The sequence below is a fragment of the Brevundimonas vitisensis genome (assembly GCF_016656965.1).
Lineage (GTDB): Bacteria > Pseudomonadota > Alphaproteobacteria > Caulobacterales > Caulobacteraceae > Brevundimonas > Brevundimonas vitisensis.
The window spans coordinates 514,963-532,337 of the sequence record NZ_CP067977.1 but is presented as its reverse complement, the minus strand read 5'-3'; the positions used below and the strand labels follow the sequence as shown (position 1 = coordinate 532,337).

20 protein-coding genes and 1 other RNA gene are annotated in these 17,375 nt (G+C 66.7%); 13 read left to right on the top strand and 8 right to left on the bottom strand.

All coding sequences use genetic code 11. The features are described from left to right. Positions 1 to 6 precede the first annotated feature (6 nt). Complete coding sequence (gene hutI / locus JIP62_RS02630) at positions 7 to 1,176, top strand: imidazolonepropionase (protein WP_201104514.1); 1,170 nt, start codon at positions 7 to 9, stop codon at positions 1,174 to 1,176. Between the two features lie 4 nt (positions 1,177 to 1,180). On the opposite strand, the gene rnpB is transcribed toward hutI, so the two are convergent. The 4 genes from rnpB to sppA form a co-directional block, all read right to left on the bottom strand. Next, an RNA gene (gene rnpB / locus JIP62_RS02625) (RNase P RNA component class A) lies at positions 1,181 to 1,566 on the bottom strand. 43 nt (positions 1,567 to 1,609) lie between these two features. Then, a complete protein-coding gene (locus JIP62_RS02620) occupies positions 1,610 to 2,371 on the bottom strand; it encodes an N-acetylmuramoyl-L-alanine amidase (RefSeq protein ID WP_201103397.1) in 762 nt (253 codons plus the stop codon). 10 nt (positions 2,372 to 2,381) lie between these two features. Then, on the bottom strand, positions 2,382 to 2,705 hold the full coding sequence (locus tag JIP62_RS02615; RefSeq protein WP_201103396.1) for a hypothetical protein: 324 nt from the start codon (positions 2,703 to 2,705) through the stop codon (positions 2,382 to 2,384). Positions 2,706 to 2,824: 119 nt separating this feature from the next. After that, positions 2,825 to 4,612 (bottom strand): signal peptide peptidase SppA, encoded by a 1,788-nt coding sequence (gene sppA / locus JIP62_RS02610; protein ID WP_201103395.1) that lies wholly within the window; start codon positions 4,610 to 4,612, stop codon positions 2,825 to 2,827. 215 nt (positions 4,613 to 4,827) lie between these two features. Here sppA and panD point away from each other — a divergent pair, with 215 nt between their 5' ends. Beyond that, positions 4,828 to 5,184 (top strand): aspartate 1-decarboxylase, encoded by a 357-nt coding sequence (gene panD / locus JIP62_RS02605; protein ID WP_201103394.1) that lies wholly within the window; start codon positions 4,828 to 4,830, stop codon positions 5,182 to 5,184. A 48-nt stretch (positions 5,185 to 5,232) separates the two neighbouring features. Further along, positions 5,233 to 5,973 (top strand): SIMPL domain-containing protein, encoded by a 741-nt coding sequence (locus JIP62_RS02600; protein ID WP_201103393.1) that lies wholly within the window; start codon positions 5,233 to 5,235, stop codon positions 5,971 to 5,973. Between the two features lie 24 nt (positions 5,974 to 5,997). On the opposite strand, the gene JIP62_RS02595 is transcribed toward JIP62_RS02600, so the two are convergent. Both JIP62_RS02595 and JIP62_RS02590 read right to left on the bottom strand, forming a co-directional pair. Beyond that, positions 5,998 to 6,330 (bottom strand): chorismate mutase, encoded by a 333-nt coding sequence (locus tag JIP62_RS02595; protein ID WP_201103392.1) that lies wholly within the window; start codon positions 6,328 to 6,330, stop codon positions 5,998 to 6,000. Positions 6,331 to 6,370: 40 nt separating this feature from the next. Further along, positions 6,371 to 7,192, bottom strand: coding sequence for a ferredoxin--NADP reductase (locus JIP62_RS02590; RefSeq protein WP_201103391.1), 822 nt, complete (start codon positions 7,190 to 7,192; stop codon positions 6,371 to 6,373). A gap of 148 nt (positions 7,193 to 7,340) precedes the next feature. On the opposite strand from JIP62_RS02590, the gene JIP62_RS02585 reads away from it, so the two are divergent. The 7 genes from JIP62_RS02585 (at position 7,341) to JIP62_RS02555 (ending at position 13,777) form a co-directional block, all read left to right on the top strand. Further along, a complete protein-coding gene (locus tag JIP62_RS02585; protein ID WP_201103390.1) occupies positions 7,341 to 9,596 on the top strand; it encodes a S9 family peptidase in 2,256 nt (751 codons plus the stop codon). Next, positions 9,593 to 10,339: a type I methionyl aminopeptidase gene (gene map / locus JIP62_RS02580; protein ID WP_201103389.1), complete on the top strand. Its 747-nt coding sequence runs from the start codon at positions 9,593 to 9,595 to the stop codon at positions 10,337 to 10,339. The genes JIP62_RS02585 and map overlap by 4 nt, the downstream gene beginning before the upstream one ends. Positions 10,340 to 10,407: 68 nt before the next feature. Beyond that, positions 10,408 to 10,704: an autorepressor SdpR family transcription factor gene (locus JIP62_RS02575; RefSeq protein WP_201103388.1), complete on the top strand. Its 297-nt coding sequence runs from the start codon at positions 10,408 to 10,410 to the stop codon at positions 10,702 to 10,704. Beyond that, on the top strand, positions 10,701 to 11,072 hold the full coding sequence (locus JIP62_RS02570) for an ammonium transporter (protein ID WP_201103387.1): 372 nt from the start codon (positions 10,701 to 10,703) through the stop codon (positions 11,070 to 11,072). The genes JIP62_RS02575 and JIP62_RS02570 overlap by 4 nt, the downstream gene beginning before the upstream one ends. Before the next feature lie 59 nt (positions 11,073 to 11,131). Then, positions 11,132 to 11,566 carry a low affinity iron permease family protein gene (locus JIP62_RS02565; RefSeq protein ID WP_201103386.1) on the top strand — a complete coding sequence of 145 codons (435 nt, stop codon included), beginning with the start codon at positions 11,132 to 11,134 and terminating at the stop codon, positions 11,564 to 11,566. Continuing rightward, positions 11,563 to 11,838: a SemiSWEET family sugar transporter gene (locus tag JIP62_RS02560; protein WP_201103385.1), complete on the top strand. Its 276-nt coding sequence runs from the start codon at positions 11,563 to 11,565 to the stop codon at positions 11,836 to 11,838. Before JIP62_RS02565 ends, JIP62_RS02560 begins: the two co-directional genes overlap by 4 nt. 49 nt (positions 11,839 to 11,887) lie before the next feature. Further along, entirely contained in the window at positions 11,888 to 13,777 is a 1,890-nt protein-coding gene (locus JIP62_RS02555; RefSeq protein ID WP_201103384.1) for an acetyl/propionyl/methylcrotonyl-CoA carboxylase subunit alpha, read from the top strand. 80 nt (positions 13,778 to 13,857) lie between these two features. Here the strand turns inward: JIP62_RS02555 and JIP62_RS02550 are convergent, their stop codons facing one another. Then, positions 13,858 to 14,148, bottom strand: coding sequence for a putative quinol monooxygenase (locus tag JIP62_RS02550; RefSeq protein WP_201103383.1), 291 nt, complete (start codon positions 14,146 to 14,148; stop codon positions 13,858 to 13,860). A gap of 109 nt (positions 14,149 to 14,257) precedes the next feature. On the opposite strand from JIP62_RS02550, the gene JIP62_RS02545 reads away from it, so the two are divergent. From JIP62_RS02545 to JIP62_RS02535, 3 genes are read left to right on the top strand one after another with little or no spacing between them, the layout of a single operon-like run. Next, the gene (locus JIP62_RS02545; RefSeq protein WP_201103382.1) at positions 14,258 to 14,632 is read left to right on the top strand and encodes a hypothetical protein; all 375 of its coding nucleotides are present in this window, start codon (positions 14,258 to 14,260) and stop codon (positions 14,630 to 14,632) included. 26 nt (positions 14,633 to 14,658) lie between these two features. Next, on the top strand, positions 14,659 to 15,024 hold the full coding sequence (locus tag JIP62_RS02540; protein WP_330999944.1) for a DUF1489 domain-containing protein: 366 nt from the start codon (positions 14,659 to 14,661) through the stop codon (positions 15,022 to 15,024). Beyond that, entirely contained in the window at positions 15,021 to 16,598 is a 1,578-nt protein-coding gene (locus tag JIP62_RS02535) for a phytoene desaturase family protein (protein ID WP_230974832.1), read from the top strand. Before JIP62_RS02540 ends, JIP62_RS02535 begins: the two co-directional genes overlap by 4 nt. Here JIP62_RS02535 and JIP62_RS02530 read toward each other — a convergent pair. After that, positions 16,595 to 17,308, bottom strand: coding sequence for an NUDIX hydrolase (locus tag JIP62_RS02530; protein ID WP_201103380.1), 714 nt, complete (start codon positions 17,306 to 17,308; stop codon positions 16,595 to 16,597). The genes JIP62_RS02535 and JIP62_RS02530 overlap by 4 nt on opposite strands. Between the last annotated feature and the right edge of the window lie 67 nt (positions 17,309 to 17,375).

Here is a 17,375-nt window from a genome sequence, read left to right as displayed (position 1 = left end):
GCGACCATGGTCGAGGGGCAGGGGCCCTATGGCGCGATCGACGACGGCGCGGTCCTGATCCGGGATGGCGACATCGCCTTTGCCGGTCCGCGCGCTGACCTGCCCGATCACGAAGCGGCCCAGACCGATCAGATGGGTGGTCGCTGGGTCACGCCCGGCCTGATCGACTGTCACACCCATCTGGTCTTCGGCGGCAATCGCTCGGGCGAGTTCGAGCAACGTCTGGGCGGCGCGACCTATGAGCAGATCGCGCAGGCGGGCGGCGGAATCGTCTCCACCGTCGCGGCGACGCGGGCGGCGTCCGAAGACGATCTCTATGCCTCTGCCCTGCGGCGGCTGGCGGGACTGAAGGCCAGCGGCGTCACGACAGTCGAGATCAAGTCCGGCTATGGCCTGGATCGCGACACCGAACTCAGGATGTTGAGGGTCGCCCGGCGCATCGGCCACGAGGCCGGTGTGCGCGTCCGCACCAGCTATCTGGGCCTGCACGCCGTGCCGCCGGAGCATCGCGCAGACCGTGTCACCTATGTCGATCTGGCGGTGGACGACATCCTGCCGGCCGCCCATGCCGAAGGTCTGGTCGATGCGGTCGATGCCTATTGCGAGCCCATCGCCTTTTCGACGGCCGAGGTCGCGCGGCTGTTCGACCGTGCCGCTGCCCTGGGGCTGCCGGTCAAGCTGCATGCCGATCAGCTGTCGGACGGAGGGGGAGCCGCCCTGGCGGGGCGCTATCGGGCGCTGTCGGCCGACCACGTCGAGCACACCACTGAGGCAGGGGTGCGCGCCATGGCCGAGGCTGGAGTCGCCGCAGTTCTGCTGCCCGGCGCCTATCTGATGCTGCGGGAGACGACGGTACCGCCGGTCGAGCTGTTCCGAACGCATGGAGTCCGGATGGCGGTGGCGACCGATTGCAATCCCGGCACATCGCCGGTCGCCTCCATGACGGCGGCGTTGAACCTGGCCTGTGTTCAGTTCCGCCTGACGCCCGAGGAGGCCCTGGCCGGAGCGACCCGGAACGCTGCCCAGGCCCTGGGTCTGTCCGACCGCATCGGCACGATCGAGGCGGGAAAGCGCGCCGACCTGGCTGTGTGGGACATCCAGCGCCCCGCCGAACTGGCCTACTGGCTGGGTGCGCCTCTGCTCCACGCGCGCTACCTGCGCGGCCAGCCGTCGTGATGGAAATGCCAGACGGCCTGTAAGCCGGGTTCTGTTCCGCTCCGAAGAGCAGCGACGATCATTCCTCTGGACCGGCCATTGCTGACCGGTTCTCGCGACCTACCCGGATGCCTCGGGCGGTGAGCCCGGCACGGGCGAGCCCGCGCGCGACATCCCTATTCGGTCTTGCTCCAGGCGGGGCTTGCCATGCCGCCGACGTTGCCGCCGACGCGGTGGGCTCTTACCCCACCCTTTCACCCTTACCGGTCCCGCAGGGCCGGAGGTTTGCTTTCTGTGGCGCTATCCCTCGGGTCACCCCGGGCGGGCATTACCCGCCGCCTTTTCACCGTGGAGCCCGGACTTTCCTCGACGCGGACGGAAGGTCCACGCCGCGACCGCCCGGCCGTCTGGCAGCAGACAGATGCGCTGCGGCGATGCGCGCGTCAATCCGGGTTCAGTTCAGCACGCCTGTCACACTCTCGGCTGTGGCCAGCTGCAGCACGCCCATCAGGGTGGCGCGGGTCTGGCCATCGGCGATGCCGTCCACCTGTGCCGGCCGCCAGTGGCGCTGAAAGGCCTCGACCGTCAGGCGGGTTTCCTCGTCGTAGATCCCGCCGGGCTGGAGTCCATATCCCAGCCGATGCAGCCCGGCCCGCAGGACGATGACCCCCAGCCCTTCGTCGCCGGGACCCAAGGGTGCGCCTAAGGCCGCGATCCGCTCGGGCGCCGGTTCGAACCACAGGCCATGTCCTGCCGCTGCCAGGGTTTTCCAGGGAAAGCGCTCTCCTGGGTCCTGCTTTCGGTCAGGAGCCATGTCGGAGTGGCCGATGATCCGAACGTCAGGAATGCTCCAGCGCGAGCGGATGTCGGCAACCAGGCCGATGACAGCCTGGACTTGAGCCTCAGGAAAATCGCGATAGCCCCACTCATGGCCCGGATTGACGATCTCGATGCCGATGGAGGCGGCATTGCAGTCGGTCTCACCCATCCAGACACCCTTGCCTGCATGCCAGGCGCGGCGTTCCTCAGGCACCAGCCGCAGGATCGATCCGTCCTCGTCGACGACATAGTGGGCCGACACCCGGGCGGCGGGGTCGCACAGGCGCTCGACCGCCTCCTCAGCCGTCTTCATGCCGGTGTAGTGCAGGATCAGCATATCCGGCGGGCTCCGCCGGGCGTCGAAATTGGGGGAGGGACGCTCGGTGACCGGCGGCATGGCGATCTTCTCAGGACCGGCCGTGACGTTCCCACCCATAGGTGACCCACGCGCCATCGATCTTGCGGGCTTCGATGACGTCATCGGACCGACGACCGCGCGGGGCCAGCGCCCGGCGCGCGCGCATGGCAAAACCGGTCAGAAAGATCAGCATCGCCCCCACCACTGCGATCACGGCAACGGCTGCGGCCGCGAATACGGCCAGCAGGGCCCCGACAGCCATCGCAATCACCGCAGCCGTCGCGCCGCCCAGCCACATCAGCGGGGCCATCAGGCCGCTGGGGCGCCGACGCGCGGCAAAACCGATATGAGCAAACCGGTCGGACTGGGTCATCGCATTTCCTTGCTGAGCGCGGGAAACAACGCTCACGTCTCAATGTCGGTCCATACAGATGAACCGTCAAGGAACGGGCGCTTCACAGGAGAGTGTGTCGCAGCCGCCCCTGGCACCGATCAGCCCAGTGGCCGATCGGCCAGAACCACCGCACCCTCGCGGCGCATACGGTCGGCCTGAACGCGCTGGGTCACGGCCTGGACCTCCGGATCGGCCATAATCCCACCCAGCATGACCAGGGCGCGCGCCGCCTCGCTCTGCACACCAAACACCGAAGACAGGGCCTCCCACGGCGACTTGGGCTCGGGGAAGCGCTTGAACCGCACCGATTCGTCGTCCGGAATTTTCGCCAGGCGACGTGCGGCGCCAATGGCCTCGTGCAGGCCGCCCAGTTCGTCGACCAGGCCCAGGGCCTTGGCTTGCGCTCCGGTCCAAACCCGACCGCGGGCGATTTCGCGCACCCGGCCCTCGGGCAGGCGGCGGCCAGCCGAGACGCGGGCGATGAACTGGTCATAGGTCCGGTCGATAGACTGCGAGAAGGCCGCGCGTTGATCGGCGCTGAACGGTTCGGCCGGCGAGAAGGCGTCGGCATAGTCGCCGCCGACCGAAAGGCCGCGCAGGTCGACGCCGAACCGTCCAAGAGCCTCGGCCATCACGAACTTGCCGCCGAAAACCCCGATCGATCCGGTCAGGGTCGACGGCTGGGCGACGATGTAGCTGGCCTCGGAGCTGATCCAGTATCCGCCGGAGGCAGCATAGGCGCCCATGGACACGACGACCGGCTTGCCCGCCGCCTTGGCTGCCCGCACAGCGGCCAGGATCTGTTCGGACGCATCGGGCGAACCCCCGGGTGACGAGACGCGCAGCACAATGGCCTTCACATCCTTGTCCTCGATCGCGTCATAGATGGCCTCGGCCAAATCGTCCGACTGGATCGAGGAGCCGCCGCCGAAGGGGTCGGCGCCGCCGCCGGTGCCCGTCATGATCGCGCCTTCGCCGCCGATGATGGCGATGGCGGACTTGCCCGAGCCGTCGCGCGAGCCCTGGGCCGAGGCGTAGTCGCCAAAGCTGATGATCTCGGACCCCTTGCCCGCACGCCGCAGGGCCTCGGCCTCGGCCTCCTCGACCTGCCCGATCTTGTCGATCAGCTTGGCACCCAGAGCCTGCTCGGCAGAATAGGGACCGGCCTCCAGCGCAGTGCGCAGGGCGGCGGGCGTCGTCTTGCGATCCTGAGCGGCATTGGCGACCGCACCGTCATAGATGGAGGTCATCCAGGCCGTCATCGCCTCGCGATGCGCCGGGGTGAAGTCGCTTTCGGTATAGCCGTTGACGGCGTTCTTGAACTCGTACCGCTGCTCGAACTGCGGCTGCAGGCCGTATCTGTCGAACGCTCGGCCCAGGAAGATTTCTTCGGTCGAAAAGCCTGTGGCCTGGAAGCTGGACGTGTTTTGCATCCACAGCTCGGACGCCGAGGCCCCGACCATATAGCTGGAGATCACGGCACCGACCGGCAGGAAGCCCTGAGAGTGAGCAATGACCGGCTTGCCCGTGGCGCGGAAGCGGCGCACGGCCTGGCGCACCTCATCGGCGGCGGCGGGCGTCATGCCGGCCTCGGGCAGGCGGATCAGCAGGGCCTTTACGCTGCTGTCGTCGCCGGCCTGGGCCAGCACGTCCACAACCTGCACCACCGACAGGCCGGACCCGCCAAAGGCGGCGAACGGATTGGCCGAGGTCTGATCGGTCAGGCCTTCGCGCAGGTCCAGCTCCAGCACCGCATTGCGCGGCGTCGCCGGCTTGGACGACGAGGCCGAACTGATCGCCACCGTGATCAGGATGAATGGCACCACCACAAAGAACAGCATCAGGCCGGCGAACACGCCCAGCAGGGTCAGGAAAAACTGTTTCATGAGGTCGACGGCCGTTTCGTCAGCGCGGCCCAGCTTGGCCAGCGAGGAAGCATAGAGGCCGGGCCGTCACCGTCAAATGAACGTCCCGTAACGCGCGAATAGCGCCACAATTCCGCAACGCAGCATGGCGATTGATGGCCGGGTCAGAAATCCCTATATCAGCCTCCTGCGAGCGGGGGCCGATTGCCCCGCGTCACGTTCGGACCGCAACTCCCATGCTGGTCACTTTGATGAAGTCCAAGCTGCACCGCGCCACGGTGACGCAAGCCGATCTGGATTACGAAGGCTCCATCGCCATCGACACCGATCTGCTGGATGCCGCGGGCATCTTTGCCCACGAACAGGTCGATGTGCTGAACATCACGACCGGTGCGCGTTTCACCACCTATGCGATCGAGGCCCCGCGCGGGTCCAAGGTGATCGGCGTCAACGGCGCTGCTGCCCGGCTGGTCCAGAAGAACGACAAGGTTATCGTCGTCACCTATGGGCAACTGCCCGCCCAGGAAGCCCGCCAGTGGTCGCCCACCGTCGTGCTGCTGGACGACCAGAACGAGATCAAGCGCGCGGCTTGACGCCCCTCTGATGGCGGGATCTCCTCGCGTCTGACGGGGAGTGCGACGATGAGAGTTTTCCAGCTTTTTTCCGTGGCGGCCTTTGCTGCCATGGCATCACCGGCGCTGTGTCAGGACGCATCGTCGGGGCGGCCTGTGATCGTCGTCAGCGGGTCTGCCGAAGTCAGTGCGCCACCTGATCGCTTTGCGATTGACGTTACAATCAGCGGTCGCGGCGACACGCAGGTTGCGGCGTTGCGTTCCCTGGCGACTGTTCAAGATCGTGTTGTCGAGACCCTGCCCAGTCTGGACGGGGTCGAAGATGCCCGTCTGACAACGGACGACGTCGAGTTGGAGCCGGTCTATGATCGGTCCTGCGGAGACAGGTACGACGAGGACCGCTGTCCCGTCGTTGGCTACACCGCGACCATGGACATTCAGTTCGAAGCCGCGCCTGCCACGAGGGCTGGCGATGCCCTTTCCCTGGCCTCGGAGCTTGGCGCGACTTCAGTACGCCTGAATGCCTATTCCCTTTCGGATATCGCCTCGCTGCGGCAGGAAGCCGATCGGGCGGCTTATGCCGATGCAAGGCAACAGGCAGACGGCTTGGCCGGCGCCTCTGGCAACCGCGTCCTTCGGGTCATCCGTATTCAGGACGCATCAGTACCGCCCGAGGCCTTTGCAGAGGCAACCGAAGTCGACGAGGTCGTCGTGACCGGCAGTCGTGTCCGCCCCGCAGTTTCCTTGGTAGCCCTGCCCAAACCCGTAGTTGCCCGGTCTCGGCTGACGGTGATGTTCGAAATCGAGTGATCAAACTCCGCCCGGCCGTCTCGTTCAGCTGCGCGTGCGATCGTAGACGCCGAACTCGTGGGCGATGCAGCGGTCGATCAGGGTGCGCCACACAGGCTCGGCGATGTCGGGCGAGAGGTGGTGCGCCTTTGCCGCCGCCAGCACCTTTGACACCACATCCTCGATGCGGGCCTCGTCATGGACGGCGTCCCGGTCCGGCTTGATGCGGGCTGCGGCGTCCATATAGCGCTGGCGTTCGGCCATCAGCGCGACCAGGGCGCGGTCCAGGGCGTCGACGCCCTGGCGGACCTCGATCATGGTCTGGCATTCGCTGGGATCGACCCGGGGATCGACGGCGACGAGGGCGGGCTTATGCATGCGCAGGGGGTTAGCCGCAGATGGCTGCTTCGCCAAGTCGTCAGCCGACGAATGCGCGTTCCAGCACATAATCGCCGGGCTCGGCGTTGGAGCCTTCCTTCAGGCCATAGGTCTCCAGCAGTTCGCCGGTTTCCTTGATCATGGCCATGGACCCGCACAGCATCACCCGGTCGCGCGCCGGATCGAAACCGTCCGGCAGGCCCAGATCGGCAAAGACGGCACCAGACTTGATGCGGTCGGTGATCCGCCCCGGCGTTTCAAATGCCTCTCGCGTGACCGTCGGGTAATAGGTCAGCTGCGCCCGGGCCTCGTCTCCGATCAGGGGATCATCGTGGATGCCCTGGGTGAAGAAGTCGCGGTAGGCCAGGTCGGCTACCGACCGCACCGTGTGGCAGACGATGACGCGGCCGAACCGGCTATAGGTCTCGGGATCGCGCGCGACACTCAGCCACGGCGCCAGGCCAGTGCCCGTGCCGATCAGCCACAGCCGCTCGCCGCCGGTCAGGGCATCCAGCACCAGGGTGCCGGTCGGCTTCTTGCCCATCAGGACGGTGTCCCCGGCGACGATCTTCTGAAGGCGCGAGGTCAGCGGGCCGTCGGGCACCTTGATCGAGAAGAACTCCAGCTGTTCGTCCCAGTGCGGGCTGGCGATCGAATAGGCCCGCAGGACCGGCTTGCCGCCGTCCTCGCCGGGCAGGCCGATCATCACGAACTCGCCGGAGCGAAACCGGAAGTCCTCGGGCCGGGCGACAGCAAAGCTGAACAGCTGATCGGTCCAGTGGCGAACCCACAGCACCTCAAGCTGGTAAAACGGGCTGGCCTTGGCGGGCACCGGGGCGGGGGACAGGGCGGTGTCGGTCATCGCCGGGCTTTTAGGCCCCCGTGCCCTGACTGGAAAGGGAGGGGTGGTCGCACCGGCTTACAGTTTTGCTGATGTCCATGCACGTCAGATGACGCTGGTCTCCCAAAAAGGGGTGACGTCATCCGGGCTGGCGCTTAGCGTCGCGGTCATGAAGAACCTGCTCCTTGCCTCGACCGTGATGCTCATCGCCGGACCAGCCCTGGCCCAGACCGCCGATCCCGCCATCCTTACGCCGGAGCGGGTCTTTGCCAATCCGTCCCTGTCCGGGCCGGTGGCGCGCGGGGTGAGCCTGTCGCCCGACGGCCAGTTGGTCGCCTTCCTCCGCTCGCGCGAGGACGATGTGGACGTCCAGGACCTTTGGGCCGCGCCGACCGGCGAGGGAGAAGCGTTCAAGCTGATCGACGCCCGCGCCCTGGTTCCCGATGCCGGCGAACTGTCCGAGGCGGAGAAGGCCCGGCGCGAGCGGATGCGGATTTCGGCGCGTGGCGTGGTCGAATATTCCTGGGACGAACAGGGCCGCTACATCCTGGCCCCGCTGGAAGGCGACATCTTCCTGGCTGAGCGGAATGGCGGGGCGGTGCGACGTCTGACCGAGACCGAGGCCGACGAGATCGATGCCAAGGTTTCGCCGCTCGGCAACTATGTCTCCTGGGTGCGGGATCAGGACCTTTTCGTGATGGACCTGGCCACCGCGACCGAGCGGGCCATGACGACCGAAGGGGAGGGCCTGATCACCTGGGCCACCGCCGAGTTCATCGCCCAGGAGGAAATGGACCGCGACACCGGCTATTGGTGGAGTCCCGATGAACGCTACATCGCCCTTCAGCGCACGGATGAATCAACGGTCGATATCATCCCCCGCCTCGACATTTCCGGCGGCGGGGCCACCGTGGTCGAGCAGCGCTACCCCCGCGCGGGCCGTCCCAATGCCGTGGTCGAGCTTTATGTGCAGGACGTGGCCACCGGTGCCCGCACCCGCGTCGACCTGGGCCAGAATCCCGACATCTATCTGGCCCGCGTCAACTGGTCGGCCGATGGTCAGACCCTGTATGTTCAGCGCCAGTCGCGGGACCAGAAGACCCTGGATCTGCTCAGCGTCGATCCCGCAACGGGGGCTTCGCGGGTCATCCTGACGCAGTCGTCTGACGCCTGGGTCGCCCTGACGCACGACTTCAAGGCGCTGAAGGACGGCAACTTCATCTGGTCTTCGGAGGAGACCGGCTGGCGGCATCTGTATCTTTACGACCGCGACGGGCGGCGGCTGCGGGCGATCACTTCGGGCGACTGGCCGGTAAAGGGCCTGAACGGCGTCGACCAGGCGACCGGCACGGTCTTCTTCACCGCCTCCATGCGCGACGGCGTCGAGTATCCGATCGAGCAGCAGCTTTTCCGCGTTTCCCTGACCGACGATGCGGCGCCGGTGGCCGTCACTCCGTCCGGCGGCTGGTGGAGCGCCTCGGTCAATGGCACCGGCACCGCCTATGTCGGCAACTACACCGACCTGAAGACGCCGCCGCAGTCGGCCCTGTACCGCGCTGACGGCACCTTCGTGCGCTGGATCGAGGAGAACCGGCTGGACGAAGATCACCCCTTCCATCCGTATGTCGCGCGGCGTCAGACCCCGACCTTCGGCACCCTGCAAAGCCACGGCGAGACCCTGGTCTGGCAGATGACCACACCGCCGGGCTTCGATCCGTCGCGCACCTATCCGGTGGTCATGCAGGTCTATGGGGGGCCGTCGGGCGGGGGTGTTCGTGTGGCCTGGCAGCCGGCGACGACGCAACTGTTGACCGAGGCCGGCTACATCGTCTTCCGCCTCGACAACCGGGGTGAGGGGGACCGCTCGGTCGCTTTCAAACAGGCCCTCTATCTGAGGATGGGCCAGCCTGAGATCGAGGACCAGGTGCTGGCCGCCGACTATCTGCGGTCGCTGCCCTATGTCGACGACGACCGCATCGCCATGATGGGGTGGTCCTATGGCGGGTTCATGAGCCTGATGGCCCTAACCGAGCCGAAGATGGGCCTGGCCGCCGCCATATCGGGTGCACCGCCGACGGAATGGGGCCTCTACGACACCCATTATACCGAGCGCTATATGTCGACGCCCCAGGCCAATGTGGAGGGCTATGCCGCCTCCGACGCCATCCCGCGCCTGCCGAACATGACCGGAAGGCTCCTGCTGATGCACGGCATGGCTGACGACAACGTCATCTTCGAAAACACGACGCGGGTGCTGGACGCGCTCCAGAGCCAGAGCCTGCCGTTCGAGACCATGCTCTATCCGGGCCAGCGCCACGGCATCCGGGGCAATGAGCGGGGCCTGCACCAGTGGCGGACCTATCTGGACTTCCTGGACCGCACCATCGGATCGCGCGCACCCGCCTCGGGCGGACAGGCCCGATGACGATCGAGAGCGAGGATCAGCTCGACCGTCTGCGGACGGTCGGGGGCCTGGTCGCCCGCACCCTGGCCGCCATGGGCAAGGCGCTGGAGCCCGGCATGACCACCCGCGAACTGGACGGCATCGGGCGGGCCCTGCTGGAAAATGAGGGGGCTCGATCGGCCCCCGAGCTAACCTACGGCTTTCCCGGTGCGACCTGTATCTCGGTCGGTCCCGACTGCGCCCACGGCATACCGGACGACACGGTGGTCAAGGCGGGTGACCTCATCAATATCGACGTCTCGGCCGAGCTGGACGGCTATTTCGGCGACACAGGCGCCAGCTTTGCCGTGCCGCCGGTCCGGCCGCGCGTGGAGCGCCTGTGCCGCGACGGTCGCCGGGCAATGTGGGCAGGCATCCGTGCCGTAAAGCCCGGTCGTCCGCTGAATGCTGTGGGTCGATCCATCGAGCGTTTCGCCGATCAGAACGGCTATAGCCTGGTCCGCAACCTGGCCAGCCACGGGGTGGGGTTCTCCCTGCACGACGAACCGGCCCATATCCCCACCTGGTACGAGCCCGACGACCGCCGCACCATTCCCGACGGCCTGGTCTTCACCATCGAACCTTTCCTGTCGCTCGGGGCCGACTGGGTCGAGGCACGACCGGACGGCTGGTCGCTGTACCCGCCGATGCTGCAGCCGACTGTCCAGTATGAGCATACCCTGGTGGCCACCCGGCGAGGCCCGGTCGTCCTGACCCTGGCCTGATCCGGCTTTCGGCACCGTCTCGATAATCGGCCATTGACTCAATTCGATGGTTAGCTAATCATCGCAATATGAGCCAGGTCTTCAAAGCCCTCTCGGACCCCACCCGCCGCCGGGTGCTGCATCTGTTGCGGCAGGGCCCGATGAGTGCCGGCGACCTTGCCGATCAGTTCGACGTGTCGAAGCCGACCATGTCCGCCCACTTCGCCGTGCTGAAGGAGGCCGACCTGGTTCACGCCGAAAAGGTCGGGAAATCCGTCATCTATCACCTGAAGCTCTCAGTGCTCGAAGACGCACTGCTGGGCTTTGTCCAGTCATTCGGCATGGGCGCTTCGTCGCCGGAGCCGAGCAAGGGGAAAGCACCATGAACAAGGAACTCGTCGGTAGTCTGGCCTGGGGCGGCGGCATCCTCGTCCTGGCCTTGATCGCCAGCTTTGCGCGTCAGCAGGGCTATATCGATCAGGACACGACCACCCGGATCGTCCTGGGAGCCACAGGCTTGATGATCGCCTGGTTCGGCAATCGGATGCCCAAGATCTTCGTGCCCGGCGCAGGGGCTCGCCAAGCCAGACGCGTGGCCGGATGGTCGCTGGCCTTGAGCGGGCTGGTCTATGCCGCGCTGTGGGCCTTCGCGCCATTCCAGGTGGCGCTGATCGGCGGATGCGGTGCCGTCATTGCGGGGATGGTGGTCACCTTTGGCTATTGTTTCTCGTTGCGGTCCAGACTGGCGGCCTGACCGACAGGTCCGAATTTTCTGCATCAGGAACCGCCCCGAAGCGGTGCCGTTAGGGCCGAATGGAAAAGATATTCATCCGGTTCGCCACCGCGACGGCCAAGGTCACGGGCCGGCCCTGGACATTCATCGCCTGCGTCGCGGTGGTGCTGGTATGGGCCATCAGTGGTCCGGTCTTCGGCTTCAGCGAGACCTGGCAGCTGGTCATCAACACGGGCACGACCATCGTCACCTTCCTGATGGTGTTCCTGATCCAGAACACCCAGAACCGTGACGCCGCCGCCATGCAGGCCAAGCTGGACGAGCTGATCTTCGGTCTGAAGGGGCCCAGCGACCGCTTCATCGGCATCGAACATCTGACAGACGAGGAGCTGGAGGCCATCCTGGCCGAGGTCGAGAAGCGTGCCGAACGCGTCGCCTCCGGCCAGCCTCCGGGCGCGATCGGAGCCAAGGCCCCACCCCGTAAGCCGCGCAACAAAGCCAAGGCCAAGGCATGAGCGACCTGATCGCCAACATCGTCGGAACCGGTGCAGCTCTCTGTTCCATCAGCAGTTTTGCGCCGCAGATGATCAAGATCTGGAAGGACCGCGACGCCTCCTCGGTGTCGCTGAAGACCTATTCCCTGACGGTGACCTGTTTCATCCTGTGGGTGGTTTATGGCGTCCTGACCACGGCCTGGCCCGTCGTATTCGCCAACAGCTGCGCCCTGGTCATGGCGGCCGGGGTGCTGTTCATGAAGTGGCGGTTCGACATCTCGGACAAGGCTTAGATCGCACCGCCTGGAAGACAGCGCCCGCAACGCCCGCTAATAAGCGGTCATGTTCAAATCCGTCCTGGTCGCCAATCGCGGCGAGATCGCCTGTCGTGTGTTCCGAACCGCCAAGCGGATGGGAATACGAACCATCGCCGTCTACTCCGAGGCCGATGCCCACGCCCTGCATGTGCGGACGGCGGACGAGGCGGTTCTGATCGGCCCGGCCCCTGCGCGCGAATCCTATCTGGACGCAGCAAAAGTGCTGGCAGCAGCCAAGGCTACCGGGGCTGAGGCCATCCACCCCGGCTATGGCTTCCTGAGCGAGAATGCCGACTTCGCCGAGGCCGTCATGGCTGCGGGTCTGGTCTGGATCGGTGCCCCTCCGGCCGCCATCCGCGCCATGGGGCTGAAGGATGCGGCCAAGGCACTGATGGTCGAGGCGGGCGTGCCCGTCACCCCCGGCTATATGGGTGAGGACCAGACCCCCCAGCGGCTGAAAGCCGAGGCCGATGCCATCGGCTATCCTGTCCTGATCAAGGCGGTTGCGGGCGGCGGCGGAAAGGGCATGCGCCGCGTCGATGCCGCCGAGGCCTTCCTCGACGCCCTGGCGTCCTGCCAGCGCGAGGCCGCATCCAGCTTCGGCGACGACCGGGTCCTGATCGAGAAATACATCCTGTCGCCCCGCCACATCGAGGTTCAGGTCTTTGGCGACAGCCACGGCACTGTGGTCCATCTGTATGAACGCGACTGCTCCCTGCAACGCCGTCATCAGAAGGTGATCGAGGAAGCGCCCGCGCCCGGCATGGACGCCGCGACCCGCGCCGCCGTCACCGATGCCGCCGTGCGTGCGGCGAAGGCGGTGGACTATGTCGGGGCAGGGACCATCGAGTTCATCGCCGACGGCACCGAGGGCCTGCGCGCCGACCGCATCTGGTTCATGGAGATGAACACCCGGCTGCAGGTCGAGCACCCGGTGACCGAGGCCATTACCGGCGTCGACCTGGTCGAATGGCAGTTCCGCGTGGCGGCAGGCCAGCCCGTGCCCCTGGCCCAGGCCGACATCCCGATGAAGGGCTGGGCCATGGAAGCCCGCCTCTATGCCGAGGATCCCTCGAACGGCTTCCTGCCCAGCATCGGCAAGCTGGACCATTTCGTGATGCCGGACGGCCTTCGCATCGACACGGGCGTGCAGCAGGGCGGCGAGGTCAGCCAGTTCTACGACCCTATGATCGCCAAGCTGATCGTCCATGCCGACACGCGCGAGGCAGCGGCGGCCAAGCTGGCGAAGGCCTGCGGCTCGGTCCAGGTGTGGCCGGTCAAGACCAATGCGGGCTTCCTGGTCCGGTGTCTGGAACATCCCCGGTTCGTTGAGGGTGACGTCGACACGGGTTTCATTGGGGCGGAGGAGGAGAAACTCCTAGCCGTTGCGACGATCGCCGACGACGCCTTGAAGCCATTCGCTCTCAGCCTAAGAAATCGGGCTGCGCTGATGACGCAGGCGCTGGGCGGCGACTTGGTCGCCCGCGGCTTTCGGCTGAATGCCGAACCTCGCAATGAGGGGCGGCTCTACGTCGATGGCGAAGCGAGGACCTTGCCGTTGCCTTGGTCATGGGAGGAGCAGTTCGTCGATTTCTTCGCGCTGGAATCGACAATCCCCGCCTTTGTGGACGGCAATGCTTTCGCAGTGACCTACGTCATGCCATCGGCCACAGCCTTCGGCACGGCGTCTGCCTCCGACGGCTCCCTCCGCGCCCCCATGCCGGGCAAGATCGTTGCCGCCTCGGCACAGGCCGGGGACGCCGTCACTAAGGGCCAGCCCATCGTGGTGCTGGAAGCCATGAAGATGGAACACGCCCTGACCGCCCCCTTCGACGGCACGGTCGAAAGCGTCTCGGTCACCGTCGGCGACCAGGTCGGCGAAGGCACAGTCCTGGCCGTGGTCGTCGCGACCTAGTCGTCCCAGGAGCCCCTCCGCCAGGGCGCTTGGCCGCGCCGCGCCACCTCCCACCGCATACGATCGGAAGGGAAGCTCGACTATAGCCCCGTCCCGCCCAGGGGGCGCGTGACCTGGGCGTCGCTGAAGGTGGCCATCTTGTCGATGCATCGCGTGATGACCGCCTTGACCGCAGGGTCACGAACCGAGGTGCGATGGGTGGCTTCGTCGATCCAGACTTCGGTCACCCAGACGGCATTGTCGTCTGCCGGGTCGTGGGCCACGATATAGCTGAGGCAGCCTGGACGGCCCGTCAGCTCGTCCAGAAGTATGGCGGTCAGCGCATCGCGCTGTCCCGGCGCTGCCGTCATCTTGGCGATCAGGCCATACATCCGCGCCATCCTTTCAACGTGCGGCGCTTCCTGTCGCACGAGTCGCTCTCGGCAAGCGTACGCAATCGCGGTATGAGCATGCGTTGTGTTTTCCCTGGGGAGTGCCTGCGTGACCCGTACGATGATGAAGGGGGCTGCGGCCCTGGCCCTGACCTTCGGTCTGATGGCTCCGCTTGCGGCCAAGGCTCAGAGCGTGCCGTCCAAGCCCGCTGACGTTGCCGACATGAAATGCCTGGCGCTGCTCGTTACCATCGTGGAGATGGGCGGCGAGGCATCGGACCAGGTTATGCCCGGCGTCTTCTACTATCTGGGCCGGCTTGAGGGACGCACGCCGTCCACCAACTGGCTGCAAGCGACCGAGGATTATCGACGGGGCACGCCCGTCGAGACCTTGGCCGGCGATGCTGAACGGTGCTCTCAGGAGTTGATGGCCAAGGGCAATGAGATGATTGCCTTCGGCGAGACCCAGGCGCAGCAGCCCTGATCCACCTCATCAAACTGTGTGTCGGCGTGGCCAAGGTCGAGACCCTGGAGCGCCGGGTGAGCAAGGGGGACTGGCTGGTGGTTCACACACGCCAGACCCCCAAACGCGCCATGGAGCTGGAAGACGGTGGCTCGCTTTATTGGGTCATGAAGGGTTCGGTCGTCTGCCGCATGCCCATTCTTGACGTGACCACCCGCGGCGAGGGCAAGGCGTCGCAATGCCTGATCCGCCTGGCCCCCGAGGTGATCCGCACCGCGCCCCAGGCTCGCCGCGCGTTTCAGGGTTGGCGTTATCTGGAGCCCAAGGACGCGCCGATGGACCTGTCGTCCATGGATGCCGGCGAACTGCCGGTCGATCTGGCCAAGCAGTTGCGCGAGATGGGCGCTTGGTGACCGCCGACGTCGTCATCCTGGGCGGCGGACACAACGGGCTGGTCTGCGCCTTCTACCTCGCCCGGGCCGGACTGAAGGTCACGGTGCTGGAGCGCCGTCACGTCGTCGGCGGGGCGGCGGTGACCGAGGAGTTCCATCCCGGATTTCGCAACTCCACCGCCAGCTATACCGTCAGCCTGCTGAACCCGCGCGTCATTGCCGACATGGACCTGGCCCGGCATGGCCTTCGGGTCGTCGAGCGGCGGATGTCGAACTTCCTGCCCCTGCCGGGCGGCGACCATTTCCTGGCGGGCGAGGGCCGGACGCAGGAGCAGGTGGCCCGGTTCTCGGCCCGCGATGCCGAGCGCCTGCCCGAGTACGAGCGGCGGCTGGAGGTCGTGGCCGGCGTCCTGCGCGACTGGGTGCTCAGGGCTCCGCCCAATGTGGTCGAAGGCGGCTGGACGGCCATGTTGCCCGAACTGCTGAGCGCCGGAGCGCTGGGACGTCAGGCGATGGGTCTGGACACACAGGGACGGCGCGACCTGCTGGACCTGTTCGCCAAGTCGGCCGGCGACTGGCTGGACGGCTGGTTCGAGAGCGATCCCATCAAGGCCCTGTTCGGCTTCGACAGCGTCGTCGGCAACTATGCCAGCCCCTATACGCCCGGCTCGGCCTATGTCCTGCTGCACCACGTGTTCGGCGAGGTGAATGGCCGCAAGGGCGTTTGGGGCCATGCCATAGGGGGCATGGGGGCGATCACCCAGGCCATGGCCGCGGCCTGTGCCGAGCACGGTGTCGAGGTCCGGCTGGATGCCGAGGTGGCCCAGGTCCTGACCGAAGGGGGCCGGGCCGTGGGGGCGGTCACGGCGGCGGGCGATGTCGTCCGGGCCCGGGCTGTGGTTTCGAACCTGCATCCGCGCCTGTTGTTCGACCGGCTGGTCGATCCGGCCGTGGTGCCTTCGGACTTCACCGAGCGGATGGGGCGTTATGCTTCCGGGTCCGGGACCTTCCGGATGAATGTAGCCTTGTCCGAGCTGCCGCGATTCGCTGCCCTGCCGCAGCCGGGCGATCACCATACGGCGGGCATCATTATCGCCCCCAGCCTGGCCTATATGGACCGCGCCCACGCCCAGGCCCGGCTGAACGGGTGGTCGGCCCAGCCGATCGTCGAAATGCTGATCCCCTCGACCCTGGACGATAGCTTGGCCCCGCCCGGCCAGCATGTGGCCAGCCTGTTCTGCCAGCATGTGGCCCCCGACCTGGCGGATGAGCACCGCGAAGCCGTGGCGGATGTGATGATCGACACGGTCGAAGCCCATGCGCCGGGGTTCAAGGCTTCGGTGATCGGGCAGCTGGCCTTGGGTCCGCGTGACCTGGAACGGCGCTTCGGCCTGGTCGGCGGCGACATCTTCCACGGGCGTCTGACGCTGGATCAGCTGTTCAGCGCCCGGCCGGTGATGGGGCATGCCGATCACCGGATGCCGGTAAAGGGGCTGTATCTGTGCGGCTCCGGAGCCCATCCGGGCGGTGGCGTCACCGGGGCACCCGGACACAACGCCGCCCGTGCGGTGCTGAAGGATTTGCGGGTCCGCTAAAGCCGCTGGACGATGTGGCGACCATGCAGTTGCCGCACGAAGGGCAGGGGGCGATCAGCCTGCTCCGCCCGCGCCGCGACCTCGCCCAGGACGAAACGGGTGATGGCGGGCAGGTCCAGGTTCTGCATCTGGTCCAGCGACAGCCAGGCGATCTCGTCCAGTTCACCCGATCCGGCGGTCGGTTCGGGATGCAGCAGGGCATCGGACGACGCGATGAAGAAGCGGGCATCGAAACGGCGGCTGCGACCCGGCGGCGTGATGGCCCGGGCGATATAGCTGAGCGCCGACAGGTCGGGCAGGGCCCCGGCAGCGCGGAACTCGCGCCAGGGTCCGGCGACGGAGGCCGTGGGGGCCTGGGTGCCCAGGATCAGCCCCGTCTCCTCGAACGTCTCGCGCACCGCCGCCAGAGCCAAGGCCCGCGCCCGGCGGCTGGGCATTTCGCGCGCCAGCAACTGCGCGGTTTCGTCTGACAGTTCGGTGCCGCTGGCGGCCGTGAAGTCGGCCCGCTCCACCCGTCCGCCCGGAAACACCCATTTGGCCGCCATGAAGACATGGCCCGGTGCCCGGCGGCCCATCAGCACCTCCGCCTGGCCGTGACGTGTGCGCGTCAGGATCAATGTGGCGGCATCGCGAGGGCGCTGCCGTCCCCCGACACGCGGCGCATCGGCCAGATCGGCGGCAGCATCGAAAGGTGGGTCGGCGAGGGTCACGACCGATCTGCTAGGCGCTTTTGTTGCCTTTCCCAAGAGCTGTAGTCTTGGCAACCGACTCCCGGTG

Coding starts and splice junctions, on each gene's coding strand:
- hutI (WP_201104514.1), top strand. CDS start 7: ATGGTCGAGGGGCAGGGGCCCTATGGCGCGATCGACGACGGCGCGGTC.
- JIP62_RS02620 (WP_201103397.1), bottom strand. CDS start 2,371: ATGCCGCCGGTCACCGAGCGTCCCTCCCCCAATTTCGACGCCCGGCGG.
- JIP62_RS02615 (WP_201103396.1), bottom strand. CDS start 2,705: ATGACCCAGTCCGACCGGTTTGCTCATATCGGTTTTGCCGCGCGTCGG.
- sppA (WP_201103395.1), bottom strand. CDS start 4,612: ATGAAACAGTTTTTCCTGACCCTGCTGGGCGTGTTCGCCGGCCTGATG.
- panD (WP_201103394.1), top strand. CDS start 4,828: ATGCTGGTCACTTTGATGAAGTCCAAGCTGCACCGCGCCACGGTGACG.
- JIP62_RS02600 (WP_201103393.1), top strand. CDS start 5,233: ATGAGAGTTTTCCAGCTTTTTTCCGTGGCGGCCTTTGCTGCCATGGCA.
- JIP62_RS02595 (WP_201103392.1), bottom strand. CDS start 6,330: ATGCATAAGCCCGCCCTCGTCGCCGTCGATCCCCGGGTCGATCCCAGC.
- JIP62_RS02590 (WP_201103391.1), bottom strand. CDS start 7,192: ATGACCGACACCGCCCTGTCCCCCGCCCCGGTGCCCGCCAAGGCCAGC.
- JIP62_RS02585 (WP_201103390.1), top strand. CDS start 7,341: ATGAAGAACCTGCTCCTTGCCTCGACCGTGATGCTCATCGCCGGACCA.
- map (WP_201103389.1), top strand. CDS start 9,593: ATGACGATCGAGAGCGAGGATCAGCTCGACCGTCTGCGGACGGTCGGG.
- JIP62_RS02575 (WP_201103388.1), top strand. CDS start 10,408: ATGAGCCAGGTCTTCAAAGCCCTCTCGGACCCCACCCGCCGCCGGGTG.
- JIP62_RS02570 (WP_201103387.1), top strand. CDS start 10,701: ATGAACAAGGAACTCGTCGGTAGTCTGGCCTGGGGCGGCGGCATCCTC.
- JIP62_RS02565 (WP_201103386.1), top strand. CDS start 11,132: ATGGAAAAGATATTCATCCGGTTCGCCACCGCGACGGCCAAGGTCACG.
- JIP62_RS02560 (WP_201103385.1), top strand. CDS start 11,563: ATGAGCGACCTGATCGCCAACATCGTCGGAACCGGTGCAGCTCTCTGT.
- JIP62_RS02555 (WP_201103384.1), top strand. CDS start 11,888: ATGTTCAAATCCGTCCTGGTCGCCAATCGCGGCGAGATCGCCTGTCGT.
- JIP62_RS02550 (WP_201103383.1), bottom strand. CDS start 14,148: ATGTATGGCCTGATCGCCAAGATGACGGCAGCGCCGGGACAGCGCGAT.